Genomic DNA, 15,756 nt, shown 5'->3' on the forward strand with positions numbered 1-15,756 from the left:
TCTACATGGAAGCAACCTGTTGTTTGGATAAAATAGGGCTGTAAGCCAGATAATTCTGATTATTAGCGTAGATAAAAAGCAGGGAACCGCCTTTAATCGTGTTGATAATAGGTTTGCTTACAGCCTGTGGCAATGCCGGGCAACCGAAGCTGCGTCCCAGGCGACCGGATGAAGATATGACAGAGGGGTTGGAGTAAGCTGCTCCGTGGATCACGATCGCCCGTTCTTTTGCGCGGTCGTTGATCCCTTTTTCCAGTCCGTTAAGGACAAGCGAATAACCGTTTTTACCCTGATAGGTATTTTCTGTCAGAAAGAATCCCAATGAACTTTTGAGAGAACCGTTCTCGTTGGAGAAAGAAGTGGCATAATTTCCTCCGCTATTCTTTCCGTGTGACACAAGTGAAGAGAATAACAGTTTTTTATGTCTCATATCGAATACATAAAAGCGTTCTTCGGTGGAGGGCTTGCTGAAATCGACCAGTGTCAGTATCTCTTTTGACTTTTCTTCGATTTTATTATATCCGGCGATTGCCTGTTCGAATGCCGTGAAGTTTACGATCCCTTCCAGTCGCATCTCCTGGTATAGTTGCCGACAGCTTGAAATTTCATACATGACAGGTTCTGAACTTCTCATTTGGGAGAAATTCACAGGTATGAACAGGAGGAGCAGGTAGATGAAAATTTTGTGCATGTCTGTGTGAATCAGACTGCAAAGTTAGACTTTTTAATCGAAAACAAAAACGAGTGCCTCATAAACCGGTGCCCAGTCGTAAATAAATTTAGCATGCGAAGTGGCGTTCCGGACACACATGTGGGAGCGGGGAGTCGTGCCTAGCGATGGGCTGTATTCGATAAATGTTTTGCGTGGGGCATTGACCGGTACGCCGTGGATATACCCTCCGTTAGTGAAGCGACTGGCATAAGGCGCAAATCCTCCGGTTTCTGTTGTCCCGTCCACCAAATAGATCATACGGGGTTTCTTTTCCTGGACGACATATACGCCGGGAGGAGTTTCCTGGGCATAAGGTGGTCTGTGTAACCCGGTAGTTGCAGGATTCATACTTCTAACCAGCCATTTATCGCCATCCTGTTCCAATGTCGCAATGTTTTGATTCTTTGTATCGACGAAGATAGCTTTTCTGAATGCGATCGTGTCGGGAATGGTCTTGATATATTTTTTAGGGATCATCCATTCCTTTCCGGTATGTACGGAAGCTACTTTTGTAAAATTAGTGTAATCTTCCAGATGTTTAACCAGAGCACCGTCTCTGCCGTAGAGTTCAGGAACGGAGGTATCTGTCGTCAGGTAAAGAGGGATTCCCTGGAAACGTTCGACACCTAAAGAATCCGCAATGCGCCGATATGAATCCCTGTGGTAGTTTTTTACCAACGGAGCTTCTCCGTTTTTGTTCCTGTAATTCTGCAGGACTGACCAGGTCGCCGGTTTCTTCTGGATAGATTCCAGCCAGGAGAGGCGTTCTTTTATTTTATCCCACTGGAATTCCCGTGTCGTGTCTTTATAAGGATATGTGTCGGCCAAGGTATGCTGGTCATAGAGCAGTTCTTTTTCTATGATGATCTCTTTGGGAACCGTATCGATTACCTCTGCCGCTTCTATAGATATAGAGTCGGGAAGAGCTTCTCCGCCGGAGACCGCCCTGTCCGTTTTAGTCGTACAGTAACTAAGCAGAATAAGACAGAATACCGGAAATATAACAGCTCTTTTCATCCCATTTATCTTTTTTGTGAATATACGGTTTTTTATCGGAATAACCACAAGTACCGGCGGAAAAAGAGGTTACTCCGGATGGAATAACCTCTCTGCTTTTTACTCTGTGAAACGGTGAGTGATCCATCCTCACTTAATCATATTTAATAACGCTGACCGGACAGCTTTCAGCAGCTTCTTTGATCCCTTCTTCGAAATCGTTGAAGTTCACCCCTTCATTTACGTGGGAACGGTCAGTTACATGAAAAACTTCCGGACATATACCTTCGCAAGTACCGCAAGCGATACAATCTTCTTCTATCCAAACACTTTTAATAGCCATAGTTTATACATTTAAGATGATTATATCCTAATAACAGATATGGTAAAGAAAATGTTGATATGTCCGGCAGAAAGACACTTGTCCAATTAAAACTAATTTAACGCATTAAGCCGTTTGATTTAAAATTATTTTATTACGTTTACAGCATAGATAAAATCATTGATTAACCATTCATAAACTAAAAACAACATGGATAACGCTATCTTTAGATTTCCTAAGCCAATTAATGAGCCGGTAAAATCGTATGCACCCGGATCAAGTGAAAAAGCAGCCCTGAAAAAAACATTAGCACAACTGTCGAATGAAGAATGGGATATTCCATTGATCATCGGAGGGAAAGAAGTTCGTACGGGCAACACCGGTAAAGTGGTTATGCCACATGATCATCACCATGTATTGGCTACTTACCATAAAGCAGGTGAGAAAGAGGTACAAATGGCTATCGATGCCGCTATGAAAGCGCATAAAGATTGGTCGGAACTGCCTTGGGTAGAACGTGCGTCCGTTATGTTGAGGGTGGCGGAACTCTTTGCCACAAAATATCGTTATCTGTTGAATGCTTCCGTCATGCTGGGCCAGAGCAAGAATCCGTTCCAGGCAGAGATCGATGCTCCTTGCGAGTTGATCGATTTCCTGCGCTTCAGTACATTCTATGCCAGCCAGGTGTATGCAGACCAGCCTTATTCGGAAACAGGTATCCTGAACCGGATGGAATATCGTGCACTGGAAGGTTTCGTGTTCTCGTTGACACCATTCAACTTTACCTCTATCGCCAGTAACCTGAATATGGGACCGGCTATGATGGGGAATGTTGCTGTATGGAAACCGTCTACGACAGCTATCCATTCGAATTACCTGCTGATGAAAGTCTTCCAGGAAGCCGGATTACCGGATGGTGTTGTCAACTTTATCCCTGGCCAGGGCAGTGTGATCGGTAAGGTGGTAACAGGTAGCCGCGATCTGGCAGGTTTCCATTTCACCGGTTCGACAGCTACATTCAATACCTTATGGCGTCAGATGGGTGAGAACCTCGGTCATTATAAATCTTATCCGAAGATTGTCGGTGAAACAGGTGGAAAAAATTTTATTTTTGTTCATCCTTCAGCTCCGTCTTCGGACGTAGCAACGGCTATTGTTCGCGGTGCATTCGAATATCAGGGACAGAAATGTTCTGCCGGATCACGTGCCTATATACCTGCTTCCATGTGGAAAGAAGTGAAAGACCAGGTTGGCGATATGTTGAAAGAGATCAAGATGGGAGATGTGCAGGACTTCACGAACTTTATCAATGCCGTTATCGATGAGGCATCGTTCGATAATATCATGAGCTATATCAATTATGCGAAACAGTCGCCGGATGCAGAGATCGTCTTTGGAGGTAATGGTGATAAATCGGTCGGTTATTTTGTTGAACCGACAGTTATCAAGACGACCGATCCGATGTTCAAGAGTATGGTAGAAGAAATTTTTGGTCCGGTCATTACAATCTATGTCTATGACGATGATAAATATGAAGAAACACTCGAACTGTGTGACCGCACTTCTCCGTATGGCCTGACAGGTTCTATCTTTGCACGCGATCGGTATGCTATCGATACAGCTTTCAATAAGCTTCGTTATGCAGCCGGTAACTTCTATATCAACGATAAGCCGACAGGTGCCGTTATTGCCCAGCAACCGTTCGGTGGTTCAAGAGCTTCCGGTACGAACGATAAGGCTGGTGGTCCGTTGAACCTGATCCGCTGGACGAATCCTCGTTGTATCAAAGAGGCTCTGGTTCCGCCTACTTCTTATGGTTATCCGTTCTTAGGAGAAAAATAACATATCAGATGACAATTGACAAGTGACAGTTGACAGGTAATGGTTAATGAGATATTACCTGTTTATCTGTCATCTGTCAACTGTCATCTGTTAACTCTTAAAATCAAATGCTATGTTAGACTTTAATAATACAGAGATTGCGTTCTCATCCAAATCGCAGTCCGAATTGAAAAACGCTTACTTACTATTCAACACAATCAAATATCCGTGGTTGGTAAAATGCGCCAGCTTCGCCAGTAATATCGCTTTAAAAATTCATTTCCCTCTTGCATGGGCTGTGAAGCCTACGTTGTATAAACAGTTTGTCGGTGGTGAGACCTTGCAGGATTGTACGAGGGCAATCGACCATCTTCGCCGCTTCAATGTGCGTTCAACACTCGACTTCTCAGCCGAAGGAGAACAGACTCCCGAAGGTATACAAGCTACATTTGAAGAGACAATACGTTCGATCGATTTCGCAAAAGGAAACGATAACCTGGCATATGCTGTATTCAAACCTTCTACTATTGTAACTGATGAACTGTTGGCCAAAGCATCCGAAAAACGAAGCGAACTGACCATCGAGGAGGTAAAGGCTTTCCGTGAATTCAAGGAACGTTTTATGGCATTTTGTCAGCGGGCCTATGAAAATGATGTCCGCCTGATCGTCGATGCCGAGGATTACTGTTTCCAGGATGCGTTGGATGAACTGACTGACGAAGCAATGCGGAAATATAATAAAAAACGGGCTATCGTATTTGCTACTTTACAGATGTACCGGCACGACCGCATGCCTTACCTGCGCCGTATCCTGGATGATGCCACGGAAAAAGGATATATTGCCGGAGTCAAGTTTGTACGTGGAGCTTATATGGAAGCCGAACGTGCTCGTGCTGCAGCTTTAGGTTATCCTGATCCGATCTGTAAGGATAAAAAAGCGACGGATGAGAATTTTGATGCAGCCGTTCGTTTCACAATGGATCATCTGGATCACCTGGAAATGTTTATGGGGACACATAATGAGGAAAGTAATTATAAATTAGCAAAGCTGATAGATGAAAAAGGCCTTGAAAGGAACGATCCCCGTATCTTTTTTGCCCAGTTGCTGGGAATGAGTGATAATATCTCATTCAATCTGGCGCATGAAAAATATAACGTTACGAAATATGTGCCCTATGCTGCGGTAAGAGAGGTTCTGCCTTATCTGATTCGTCGGGCAGAAGAAAATACTTCAGTTGCCGGGCAGACCAGTCGTGAACTAAAGATGCTACAGTCAGAGTTGAATCGCCGTAAAAAAGTGAAACAATAATCAGCCATCATGATTCTGGTGGTGTTTATTTGTTAATTTTGCGAAGCTGTCTCAAAATAAAGAGACAGCTTTTTTAATATAATCAAAAACAAAAGATGAATAAACTAATTACTGCCGGCTTATTGCTGGCTTGTACGTTTTCTGTGACTGATGTCTGGGCACAGGAAAGTGATGAGTATGTATTTACTCCGGTAAAAGAATTGAAGATTACTCCCGTAAAGAACCAGAACCGTACAGGTACCTGTTGGTCTTTCTCAGCAATCGGTTTCCTGGAAGCTGAATTGTTACGTATGGGAAAAGGTGAATATGACTTGTCTGAAATGTTTGTTGTAAACCACTCTTATAAGGACAAGGCCGATAAGTTCGTCCGTTTGCATGGTTGTCTGAATTTTGGTCAGGGTGGCTCTTCCGGTGATGTGCTGTATGCCGTTAAGCATTATGGTATCGTTCCTGAATCGGTCATGACCGGACTGCAGTATGGTGAAGATCAGCATGTGCATGGCGAGCTGGAAAGTCTGGCTCTCTCTTATGTAAATACTGTGATCAAAAATCCTAACGGGAAGTTGTCGCCTGCCTGGAAGAAAGGTTTTGACGGAATTATCGATTCTTATTTAGGTGAAATTCCGGAGAAGTTCACTTATAACGGAAAAGAATATACCCCGGAGAGTTTCAGAGAAGAACTGGGGCTGAATATGGACGACTATGTTTCTTTGACGTCTTATACGCATCATCCTTTTTATACGGAATTCTCTCTTGAACTGGAAGATAATTGGCGTTGGGAATCGGCATATAACTTGCCGTTGAATGAGTTGATGCAGGTCATAGATAATGCAATAAATACCGGTTATACGATTGTGTGGGGTTCTGATGTAAGTGAAAAAGGTTTTACCCGTAACGGAATTGCTGTCGCTGCCGATGTGGCTTCTATGGAGACATCCGGTTCGGATCAGGATAAATGGGTTGGCTTGAGCAAATCGGAAAAAGATGAGGAGATCAGGAAGATGATCGAGAAACCGGGATGTAAGGAATTGACCATCACTCAGGAAATGCGTCAGAAGGATTATGATAACTATCAGACTACTGATGATCACGGCATGTTGATCTACGGTATTGCCAAAGATCAGAATGGCAAAAAGTTCTATATGGTGAAGAACTCCTGGGGCACTGATAACAAATATAAAGGTATTTGGTATGTTTCTGAACCGTTTGTGGCTTACAAGACGATGGATATCGTCGTCCACAAAGCTGCACTTCCCAAAGCGATCAAGGTGAAATTAGGTATTGATTGATTGATTGATTGATTGATTGATTGATTGATTGATTGATTCCTGGGTTAGAAAAAGGCGAAATCTTCAGAGAAAAAGCTTACGTTTTTTTGTCGAAAAGCTTACGTCTTTTTCAGAATGGGTAGGCAGTCACTCCGGAATGGGTAGGCAGCCATTTCAAATAAGTGCTGCAGCGATTTTTCATGATTGCTGCAGCTACTGGGAATGACTGCAGCAGCTACCCGAAATGGCTTCTACTAGCGAGATCCATATAGTCACCTTTCAGCCTTCAGTCGCTTCACGATTTGATTTACAGGGTATTATCCTGAAGGGAGAATAAAGCGTGTCATTGAGGTAAAATCTATGGCTGTATCGTCCTGAGTTTAGGAATCAGATATATTTTTACCCAATATTTTTATCCTTCAGGATTAAGCTATGATTATCTGGGGTCGGAAGTTCCTGAAGGCTGAAACGTGCATAATAAATTCTGAACCAAATTTTTACTTACTGGCTTTCAGACCCTTGATCACCGAAGAAGTGAAACCAGACATTTCCATTTCATTCAACCCTTTGATCGTAATTCCTCCCGGAGTCGTTACTTTGTCTATCTCCATTTCCGGATTGCTTTTATTTTCCAGCAACAGGTCTGTAGCCCCTTTTACCGTATGAACAACGATCTCCTGTGCCTGCTTCGGATAGAAACCGAGTTCGACACCACCTTCGATTGCTGCACGGATATAACGAAGGGCAAAGGCAATGCCACTCGAGGCCAATGCCGTTCCGGCACCCATCAGGCGTTCTTCTACCAGCATGGCATTTCCCAGTTCGTTGAATATGTTGACAATCAAATCGCACTGTTCTTTCGTTGCATTATGTGCAGAGACAAAAGTCATGCTGCTCAATACTTCGATAGCAGTATTAGGCATGATACGGAACAGTGCCGGCGTCACCCAGTCCTCGTAACTGGTTTTCTTTGTAAGATATGTATTCAGTGTCTCGAAAGTGATTCCTGCGGCTACTGAAACGATGATCTGTTTGTCGGAATCGAGTACTCCCTTTATCTGGTCGATAATTTCTTCCACCCTCCAGGGTTTTACTGCAATGACAACGATGTCGGCTCCTTTTACGGCTTCGATATTGTCGGACAATACGACAAAATCAGGATTGGCCGCTTTGATTTTATCCAATGTAGCTTGCGACTGTGCCGTACAGGTTATGTCCGATGCTTTGAACATATGGCCTTTTGCCAGTCCACGGGCAATGGCGCCACCGATATTCCCGGCTCCGATAATAGTTATTTTCATGTCTCCGTTTATTTATAATTGTAAAATCATGAGTTGCAAAAGTATGGAAAAAAGGAATAAAACCCGTACATTTGCCTCAAAATGTATAATTGCTAATATAATCGAAAACAAAAGATGAAGAAACTTATTGCTGCTAGCCTGCTGTTGGCTTGTGCCTTCTCTGCAACGAGTGTTGAAGCACAGGAAAAAGACGAGTATGTGTTTACTCCGGTCAAAGAATTGAAAATTACTCCGGTCAAGAATCAGAACCGTACGGGAACGTGTTGGTCGTTCTCTGGAATCGGTTTCCTGGAAGCAGAATTGTTGCGTACGGGAAAAGGTGAATATGACCTGTCTGAGATGTTTGTAGTAAGTCATTCTTATAAAGATAAGGCTGATAAATTTGTCCGTTTACATGGGTGTCTGAACTTCGCACAGGGTGGTTCGTTTGGAGATGTGCTTTACGCAACGAAACATTATGGCGCAGTACCCGAATCAGTCATGAACGGATTGCAGTATGGCGAAGAACAGCATGTGCACGGTGAATTGGAAAGCCTGGCCATCTCTTATGTAAATACAATCATCAAGAATCCGAACGGAAAGCTGTCGCCAGTCTGGAAGAAAGGTTTTGACGGGATTATCGATTCTTATTTGGGAGCAGTTCCTGAAAAGTTTACTTACAACGGAAAGGAATATACTCCGAAGAGCTTTGGTGAAGAACTGGGTTTGAATATCGATGACTATATCTCTTTGACTTCTTATACACATCATCCTTTCTATACTGCATTCCCTATCGAAGTGCAGGATAACTGGCGTTGGGATTTGTCTTATAACCTGCCGTTGGATGAACTGATGCAGGTCATGGACAATGCAATCAATACAGGTTATTCTATCGCATGGGCTGCCGATGTTAGTGAAAAAGGTTTTACTCGTAACGGTATTGCTGTAGCTGCTGATGTTACTTCCATCGAAACATCCGGTTCAGACCAGGATAAATGGGTAGGTTTGAGCAAGACTGAGAAGGATGCAGAGATCAAGAAGATGATCGAAAAACCGGGTTGCAAGGAATTGACGATCACTCAGGAAATGCGTCAGAAAGATTATGATAACTATCAGACTACCGATGATCACGGCATGTTGATCTATGGTATTGCCAAAGACCAGAACGGTAAGAAGTTCTATATGGTAAAGAATTCCTGGGGAACTGACAACAAATATAAAGGAACCTGGTATGCTTCGGAACCGTTTGTCGCTTTTAAAACTATGACGATCGTCGTTCACAAAGATGCACTGCCTAAAACGATCAAAACAAAATTAGGAATCAAGTAATTACCTATATTATAAAAAGCGAAAAGAGGCATTCCCGGTAGGAGTTGGGGTGCCTCTTTTCTATTTATACAAAGATGTGCTTATTTATGGAACCAGTATCAGGGTGTAATTCAGATCGGATGCTGCTTTCTGTAATTCCTGATTCAATAGTGTCAGACTGTCGCCTTCTGCCTGGAAATAGAATGTCATACTTCCGTCGCTAGGGATCAATTCGTAAACGACAGCTTCAGAATCGCTGGGTGTACCATGTTTTACCTGACGTTTACCGGTAGAAGAGAATGTTTTATCCTGTCCGTTTTCAGCTTCCAGATAAGTGGCATCCATTTCGTAAACGCCGTCGTCGCTATCTTGCTGATAGAACAAAGTCAGGTCATAAACGATGCCGGGACCATCTGCAGCCGGGAATGTTCCCTTATATTTTTTCTGGATAACGCTTCCTTTTTTAGGATCTACTTTCAGCGAATCACGCATGTTCACAGGTTTGGTCGTTTTTCCTGTTACTTCAGGCAAAGCCGGTGCATCGGGTACCGCTTCAGCTACTGTTACGCTTTCTTCCTCTATTAAAGCGGGTTCGGTTGTTTTCTTCCCGCTACATGCAGCTAATAAAGCCAGAGCTGCTACTGCGATAAAATACTTTTTCATTATTCTGCATTTTTATTTATTAGTGACTTTGCCGTTATAACAAAAGTCCCCCTGCATTTTGTTTTGCAGGAGGACTTTTTTAACTATATGACAGGCTGTTTCTCATTTTTTATCCGGACTCTCCGGTTTTTTCTGATATTCAGGAGGAATAGTGATAGCACTACCGTCGCGTTCTGCATAATAATGGGGCGACATGATCTCTATACCTGCTTCATTGAATACATCCTGTATGTTCTGGTGCAGGTCGGAATATATCTGAGATAATTTGTCGGCATCTTTTATATAAGCATTTATCTGGTAACAGGGATAGTAGTCCTGCAATTCCGTTTCCAGAACAAACGGTTTCGGGTGCGACATCACTCCGGGAGTCGAGCGGGCTGCATCGATCAGTAACTGATGGACCTGACGCCAGGGAATATCATAACCGATACTGACTGTCGAGTGGATGATCAGACCGAACTGGCGGGCGGATGCACTGTAATTGACCGTATGTGACGACATGATGAATGAGTTGGGAATTGTAACAACCTCATTCTTTGGGGTACGGATGCGGGTTACGAACGGCGTTTTTTCAATTACATTTCCTGTAGTCTCGTTTAACTTGATACGGTCGCCCAGTTTGAACGGACGCATATAAGTAATGACCAGCCCTGCTATGATATTTCCGATAACCGTACTTGAACCCAGGGAGACGATCAGTCCGACAAAGACCGAAATACCCTGAAATACACCGGAATCGGAGCCTGGCAGATACGGGTAGACCATTGCGATCATAAAGGCATACAACAGGAAGCGTATAATATTGAATGATGGCTGTGCCCAGTCCGGATAGAATCCGGTGATCTTTAATTTCTCACTTTCAATCTCATTGGCTATATATTGAATACCCTTTATAATATATTTTACACTGTAATAAATGACAATGATAATGAAAAGGTTAGGTATGTATTCGACAACAGATTTAAGAACCATTTTGATCGGTTCGATAATATAAGTGAATAACCTCATTGCCAGATTCTCTGTTTGCGGGAATATGGCAAACAGCATCGGGACACTGAACATAAGCTGTATCAGTAAAACCAGATAGCGAAGAATGTTATTCAGGAAGATAAGTATCCTGCCTTGCCGGTGAGTGTTCAGAAATTCATAATCCCGTATGGTGATGGATTTGAGTTTGTTCTGCTTCAGCCAGATAATACGGCGGCGTAGTTTTCTGAACAGATAGTTGGTCAGCTTAAACAGGAAATACTGAACGACCAGTACTAAGATGAAAAGGCCTACCCGTTTAGCGATCTGAAGGATGCTGTGTTCTTTTTTCAGCGACAGGATCTTATCGTGGACAGCAGATTGATATTGTTTTGCCAGTTCGTCCCTATCCGTATTCATCCAAAGGGCATCCTGGTCGGTAACACTCAATATCACTTTTTCTCCATACATGATATCCGTCTGGTATTCACTGGTGAACAGATATACAGAGTCGGTTTTCAGGCTAAGGTCTTTTCCGATCTTCAGGATTAAGTTGACGGCATTTTCAGCACGGTCGTGTGCAGAAACACCTCCTCTTTTGGCATAGAAAGTGAGGAGCGTATCATTGTCGATGATAAGAGGGACACCGGGTGTCAGGGTTCGTAACGAGTCGATGCGGTGACGCTGTTCCTCTTTTTTCAGCGAATCGGTGGTGATATGCTTGTTCAACGCATCATCCAACTCGGTCCGGAGTACGATCTCATTCAGCTTCATTTCCTGTAACTGAAGTTCAAGCTCCTGCATTCTGATAGAATCCTGCCGGTACTTTTCTTCCATTGCGGCGGATGAATCGGCCGGGGCCTCGTTTGTCTTGTTCTCTGTAATGACAGCATTCAATAATCCTTCAGCCTTTTCCCTGATCTGGGACGTAGCCCGGGAAGGCATGAAGAATAGGGCCGATATAACGGCAAAGCATATAACTAAACGTTTCATAGTGCCTTTTTACTCTATACTTTAATTTATATATGTTTATTTGCCTCCTGCCGGCAAATGTTTCAACCAGTAGTCTGCCATACTTTTCCGTAGATGTAAGGTGGTGCCTTCACGCTCATAGATACCGTGGCTACGCATCGGATAGCTGATCTGACTGAATATCTTTCCATGTTTGACCAGTTCATTCACCTGCATTTCGCAGTTCTGGTAATGTACGTTGTCGTCGCCCGTTCCGTGTATCAGTAATAAGTTTCCTTTCAATCCTTTTGTATAACTGATAGGAGAACCTTTACGATAACCTTCCGGATTATTTTGCGGGGTGTTCATATAGCGTTCCTGATAAATGGTGTCATATAAGCGCTGGTCGGCAACAAAAGCGATTGCAATGCCGGTGTGAAATACTTCCGGATAGCGGAACATACAGTTCAGTGTCTGGCTACCGCCTCCGCTCCATCCGTTGATACCGATACGGGACAGGTCGATGAACGGGTATTGCCGTCCGAGATCCTGTATGCCCCGTGCCTGATCTTCGGATGCAAATGTACCGACTTCCCCATAGATGCATTTGCGCCATTCACGTCCGCGTGGTGCATTAGCTCCCCGGTTTTCGATGCTGACATAGATGTATCCTTGATTGACCATATATTGGTTCCACAGATCGCCGCCACCCCATGAGTCCTGTACGGTCGATCCTGCCGGTTCGCCATAGACTTCGATAATAACCGGGTATTTCTTCGAAGGGTCGAAGTTAACAGGTTTAATCATGCAGGCATCGAGTAGTAAATCGCCTGATTTGACTTTGACAAACTCTTTCGGATTCAATCCCAGTGCGTCATATTGTTCTTTCGCTTTTGCATTATCTTCGATTATACGAACGGACTGATTCTTGGGAAATGAAACCATGTCAATCACCGGAGGGGTTACTGAATTGCTGTAGGTATGTACCGCCCATTTTCCGGTCGGAGACATGTTATAACGATGCTGCCCCGGCTGGTTTTCCGGGCTCAAGCGTTTTACTTCGCCTTTGCCGAACAGGTTTGCACTGTACAGATAACGTTGTGTATAGTTTTCCGGTGAAGCGATAAAATAAACCAAACCTTTTTGCAGATCGGTTCCGACCGGCTGGATATAATCGAAATCTCCTTTTGTGACAGGGACAATCTCTTTTCCGTCACGGCTCACACGATACAGGTGACGCCATCCGCTGCGTTCGCTTTCCCAGGTGAAATACTGGTTGTTCTTCAGCCACTGGATATTATCGTTTGTATCCAGCCATGCAGCATCTTGATCGGTAAAGATATTTTTAGGTGTTGCACTGCCTATTTGGGCAATCCATACTTTATTGGTATTCTGTTCCCGGTTCAATTGTTGAATGAACAATTCGTTGCTTTCCGGAATGAAATCCATACGGGGAATGTAATTGTTCCGCGGATCTCCGGGAATATCGATCCAGGTGGTCGTTCCCCCTTCTGCCGGGACATATCCTACTTTTACTGCTGAATTGGCTGTACCTGCTTTCGGATAGGGAAAGTGGAGGATAGTAGGATAGACAGAATCGACATTGTTGATGATGTCGAATACGCCGGTCCCTTCCGTATCGCTTTGCCAGTAGGCTATATATTTGCCGTCCGGGCTCCAGCGGAAACCGTCGCGGCAGCTGAATTCTTCTTCATATACCCAGTCGAACGTACCGTTTACGATAGTCCGGCTTCCGTCGTGGGTCAACTGGGTTCTTTTGCCGGAGTTTATATCTTCTACATAAATATTATTGTCGGAAACGTAGGCTACTCTGGTTCCGTCGGGAGAGAATTTAGCGAACATCATCGATGATTCGGGCAATCCTTTTCCCAACTGGCGCAGGCTGCCGTCTTGCAGGCTAAGCACCCAGTAATCTCCCCGCGTATCATAACGCCAAACACGTTTAGTGTTATTAAATATCATAACTTTGTCATTGTCATTGCTCCAGGAGAGGCGCCCCATTCCAATGTGTTTTCCTGTCAATGTGTTTATAAACATGGAAGAGGGGATGATCACTTCGCGGGCATTATCTTTGGCACGGTAGGCAACGACATCCATACCTCCGTCTGTTTCATTTCTTTCCAGGCGGCTGTAACGTTCCCCGTCTTTCATCCAGTTCATGGCACCGATTCCTTTTGTCTGGATCAGTCTCCCACTGAGAACTTCTTCTAAATCCAATGATTTTTGTGCGGTACACAGATTGCTGCAGAAAATAGTAATAGCGGCGGCAACAATTAGTTTATTTAGTTTCATTTGTATTTATTGTGTTTGTTTCTGAATATACAAATAACGTAAAGTTCTTTGAGATAACAAAGGAGAAACTCTTATTATTATCTTTGCGGCTTCAAAAGAGTTTAATAGTAAAATAAAAGACGAATAATGAGATCTATTTATGCAGTCGCATGTTTTGCGATGGTGATGTTGAGTGGGTTTACCGCTTGTAATAATGATGACAACAAATTTGAGTTAAGTCCGGAGCAGATTGCTCATTACGAGAAGAACCACGAATATATTCGTGAGAAAGCGTTGGAGAAAGATGAGAACGGGAATTTAGTCTATCAGCAGATTGTGAAGGATGGCGATACAACGTTATATAGAATAATCGACAGAAAAGCTGAAACACCTAAATATCCGACAAGTAGTAGTAAACTGCACTTTACTTTGGAAGGACATTATATAGATGGTACGGTATTTCAAAAGAAGATTACTGAAAATTTTGTTGTAGGTGAACTGATTACCGGTTTGCGATATGTTATTTTGGATACATCAGTGGGTGATTCCATAGAGGCGATCATTCCTTCTGATTTAGGCTATGATTATCAGTTGGGGATGGGAACAGTTCCTTTTGGTTCTACTCTGATATTCAACTATAGAGTAGAGGATAGCAAATAACAGACTCTTTCTATAAATAAGAAGGGCGCCTTCGGAATATCCGTTGGCGCCCTTCTTTTATAATAAAGAACTAATTAAGCATTGAGTACTTTTTTGAATCGGGCAAGGAATTCTTTCGCTTCATCCATTGTCAGGCAAAGCGGCGGAAGCAGGCGGATCGTATTAGTTCCGGCAACTCCGGTGAATACTTTTTCTTCAAAAAGAAGTTTGCTACGTACTTCTTTGATCGATTCTTCAAACTCGATACCGATCATCAGACCGCGACCACGAACTTCCTTGATTCCCGGCAGTTTGTGTAACTCTTCGATCAGAAATTCACCGACTTTGGCTGCATTGTCAACCAACTTCTCGTTTTCCATGATGTCCAATACGGCGATAGCAGCAGCACAAGCCAGATGGTTACCTCCGAAAGTCGTTCCCAACATGCCGTAAACAGGCTTGAACATCGGGCTGATCAGCAAACCGCTCATCGGGAAACCATTACCGATCCCTTTGGCAACCGTGATCAAATCCGGTTTGATATCAGCATATTGATGGGCAAAGAACTTTCCGCTTCTACCGTAACCGGACTGAATTTCATCCAGGATCAGGCAGGCTTCATATTTGGTACATAAGGCACGCAATTCTTTCATAAAGTCGTCTGTCGGAAGCTGGATACCGCCGACTCCCTGGATGCCTTCTATAATAACGGAAGAAACATCCCCTTTCTGCAATTCAGCTTCAACAGCTGCCGCATCGTTCAACGGCAGGTAAGTAACAGCCAGGTCTTCGTTGACCGGAGCAATGATCTTCGGATTATCAGTGACGCGAACCGCAGCAGAAGTACGTCCGTGGAAAGCGTGCTTGAAAGCGATTACCCGTTTCTTCCCATTGTGGAAGGAAGCCAGTTTCAACGCATTTTCGTTTGCTTCGGCACCGGAGTTGATCAGGAATAAGGAATAATCGTCATAACCGGAAGCTTTTCCCAGCTTGTCAGCCAGTTTCTGTTGCAAACTGTTGATGACAGAGTTGGAATAAAATCCCAACTTGTTCACCTGGTCGGTGATAGCAGCTACATAAGTAGGGTGGCTATGACCGACGGATATAACGGCATGGCCACCATACAGGTCGAGGTATTCTGTACCTTCACCGTCCCATACATGGCATCCTTTGCCTTTTACTATTTCTATATTAAATAAAGGGTATACGTCGAATAGTTTCATGATTTC

General features: G+C 43.6%; 13 protein-coding genes. 5 read left to right on the forward strand and 8 right to left on the reverse strand.

Annotated elements, in window-relative coordinates:
- Position 1: 1 nt before the first annotated feature.
- From DWX23_RS18220 to DWX23_RS18230, 3 genes are all read right to left on the reverse strand, one after another.
- Entirely contained in the window at positions 2-634 is a 633-nt protein-coding gene (locus DWX23_RS18220; protein WP_122375544.1) for a murein L,D-transpeptidase catalytic domain family protein, read from the reverse strand.
- A gap of 90 nt (positions 635-724) precedes the next feature.
- Positions 725-1,729, reverse strand: a complete 1,005-nt coding sequence (locus tag DWX23_RS18225; RefSeq protein WP_122375498.1) for a L,D-transpeptidase — start codon at positions 1,727-1,729, stop codon at positions 725-727.
- 133 nt (positions 1,730-1,862) lie between these two features.
- Positions 1,863-2,051: a ferredoxin gene (locus DWX23_RS18230; RefSeq protein WP_122352205.1), complete on the reverse strand. Its 189-nt coding sequence runs from the start codon at positions 2,049-2,051 to the stop codon at positions 1,863-1,865.
- 189 nt (positions 2,052-2,240) lie between these two features.
- Between DWX23_RS18230 and pruA the strand changes: the two genes are divergently transcribed.
- The 3 genes from pruA (at position 2,241) to DWX23_RS18245 (ending at position 6,449) form a co-directional block, all read left to right on the forward strand.
- A complete protein-coding gene (gene pruA / locus DWX23_RS18235) occupies positions 2,241-3,872 on the forward strand; it encodes an L-glutamate gamma-semialdehyde dehydrogenase (protein WP_122375499.1) in 1,632 nt (543 codons plus the stop codon).
- Positions 3,873-3,984: 112 nt separating this feature from the next.
- The gene (locus DWX23_RS18240) at positions 3,985-5,160 is read left to right on the forward strand and encodes a proline dehydrogenase family protein (RefSeq protein WP_122352207.1); all 1,176 of its coding nucleotides are present in this window, start codon (positions 3,985-3,987) and stop codon (positions 5,158-5,160) included.
- Positions 5,161-5,255: 95 nt separating this feature from the next.
- Complete coding sequence (locus DWX23_RS18245) at positions 5,256-6,449, forward strand: aminopeptidase C (protein ID WP_122375500.1); 1,194 nt, start codon at positions 5,256-5,258, stop codon at positions 6,447-6,449.
- 476 nt (positions 6,450-6,925) lie between these two features.
- Here DWX23_RS18245 and proC read toward each other — a convergent pair whose 3' ends face one another.
- Entirely contained in the window at positions 6,926-7,729 is an 804-nt protein-coding gene (gene proC, locus DWX23_RS18250; protein ID WP_122352209.1) for a pyrroline-5-carboxylate reductase, read from the reverse strand.
- A 114-nt stretch (positions 7,730-7,843) separates the two neighbouring features.
- Between proC and DWX23_RS18255 the strand changes: the two genes are divergently transcribed.
- The gene (locus DWX23_RS18255) at positions 7,844-9,037 is read left to right on the forward strand and encodes an aminopeptidase C (protein WP_122375501.1); all 1,194 of its coding nucleotides are present in this window, start codon (positions 7,844-7,846) and stop codon (positions 9,035-9,037) included.
- Positions 9,038-9,121: 84 nt separating this feature from the next.
- Here the strand turns inward: DWX23_RS18255 and DWX23_RS18260 are convergent, their stop codons facing one another.
- The 3 genes from DWX23_RS18260 to DWX23_RS18270 all read right to left on the reverse strand — a co-directional run bounded on the left by DWX23_RS18260 (position 9,122) and on the right by DWX23_RS18270 (position 13,909).
- Positions 9,122-9,679 carry a copper resistance protein NlpE N-terminal domain-containing protein gene (locus DWX23_RS18260; RefSeq protein ID WP_122352266.1) on the reverse strand — a complete coding sequence of 186 codons (558 nt, stop codon included), beginning with the start codon at positions 9,677-9,679 and terminating at the stop codon, positions 9,122-9,124.
- Between the two features lie 102 nt (positions 9,680-9,781).
- A complete protein-coding gene (locus DWX23_RS18265; RefSeq protein ID WP_122375502.1) occupies positions 9,782-11,638 on the reverse strand; it encodes a mechanosensitive ion channel family protein in 1,857 nt (618 codons plus the stop codon).
- A 36-nt stretch (positions 11,639-11,674) separates the two neighbouring features.
- A complete protein-coding gene (locus DWX23_RS18270; RefSeq protein ID WP_122375503.1) occupies positions 11,675-13,909 on the reverse strand; it encodes a S9 family peptidase in 2,235 nt (744 codons plus the stop codon).
- A 126-nt stretch (positions 13,910-14,035) separates the two neighbouring features.
- On the opposite strand from DWX23_RS18270, the gene DWX23_RS18275 reads away from it, so the two are divergent.
- Positions 14,036-14,548 (forward strand): FKBP-type peptidyl-prolyl cis-trans isomerase, encoded by a 513-nt coding sequence (locus tag DWX23_RS18275; protein WP_122375504.1) that lies wholly within the window; start codon positions 14,036-14,038, stop codon positions 14,546-14,548.
- Positions 14,549-14,622: 74 nt separating this feature from the next.
- Here DWX23_RS18275 and DWX23_RS18280 read toward each other — a convergent pair whose 3' ends face one another.
- Complete coding sequence (locus tag DWX23_RS18280; protein ID WP_122375505.1) at positions 14,623-15,750, reverse strand: aspartate aminotransferase family protein; 1,128 nt, start codon at positions 15,748-15,750, stop codon at positions 14,623-14,625.
- Positions 15,751-15,756: the final 6 nt, after the last annotated feature.

This window comes from Parabacteroides sp. AF18-52, assembly GCF_003479145.1.
Lineage (GTDB): Bacteria > Bacteroidota > Bacteroidia > Bacteroidales > Tannerellaceae > Parabacteroides > Parabacteroides faecis.

What these genes read in the sequence shown, in the direction of transcription:
- proC (WP_122352209.1), bottom strand. Translation starts at nt 7,729, where the DNA reads ATGAAAATAACTATTATCGGAGCCGGGAATATCGGTGGCGCCATTGCC.
- DWX23_RS18225 (WP_122375498.1), bottom strand. Translation starts at nt 1,729, where the DNA reads ATGAAAAGAGCTGTTATATTTCCGGTATTCTGTCTTATTCTGCTTAGT.
- pruA (WP_122375499.1), top strand. Translation starts at nt 2,241, where the DNA reads ATGGATAACGCTATCTTTAGATTTCCTAAGCCAATTAATGAGCCGGTA.
- DWX23_RS18220 (WP_122375544.1), bottom strand. Translation starts at nt 634, where the DNA reads ATGAGAAGTTCAGAACCTGTCATGTATGAAATTTCAAGCTGTCGGCAA.
- DWX23_RS18260 (WP_122352266.1), bottom strand. Translation starts at nt 9,679, where the DNA reads ATGAAAAAGTATTTTATCGCAGTAGCAGCTCTGGCTTTATTAGCTGCA.
- DWX23_RS18265 (WP_122375502.1), bottom strand. Translation starts at nt 11,638, where the DNA reads ATGAAACGTTTAGTTATATGCTTTGCCGTTATATCGGCCCTATTCTTC.
- DWX23_RS18230 (WP_122352205.1), bottom strand. Translation starts at nt 2,051, where the DNA reads ATGGCTATTAAAAGTGTTTGGATAGAAGAAGATTGTATCGCTTGCGGT.
- DWX23_RS18245 (WP_122375500.1), top strand. Translation starts at nt 5,256, where the DNA reads ATGAATAAACTAATTACTGCCGGCTTATTGCTGGCTTGTACGTTTTCT.
- DWX23_RS18240 (WP_122352207.1), top strand. Translation starts at nt 3,985, where the DNA reads ATGTTAGACTTTAATAATACAGAGATTGCGTTCTCATCCAAATCGCAG.
- DWX23_RS18280 (WP_122375505.1), bottom strand. Translation starts at nt 15,750, where the DNA reads ATGAAACTATTCGACGTATACCCTTTATTTAATATAGAAATAGTAAAA.
- DWX23_RS18255 (WP_122375501.1), top strand. Translation starts at nt 7,844, where the DNA reads ATGAAGAAACTTATTGCTGCTAGCCTGCTGTTGGCTTGTGCCTTCTCT.
- DWX23_RS18270 (WP_122375503.1), bottom strand. Translation starts at nt 13,909, where the DNA reads ATGAAACTAAATAAACTAATTGTTGCCGCCGCTATTACTATTTTCTGC.
- DWX23_RS18275 (WP_122375504.1), top strand. Translation starts at nt 14,036, where the DNA reads ATGAGATCTATTTATGCAGTCGCATGTTTTGCGATGGTGATGTTGAGT.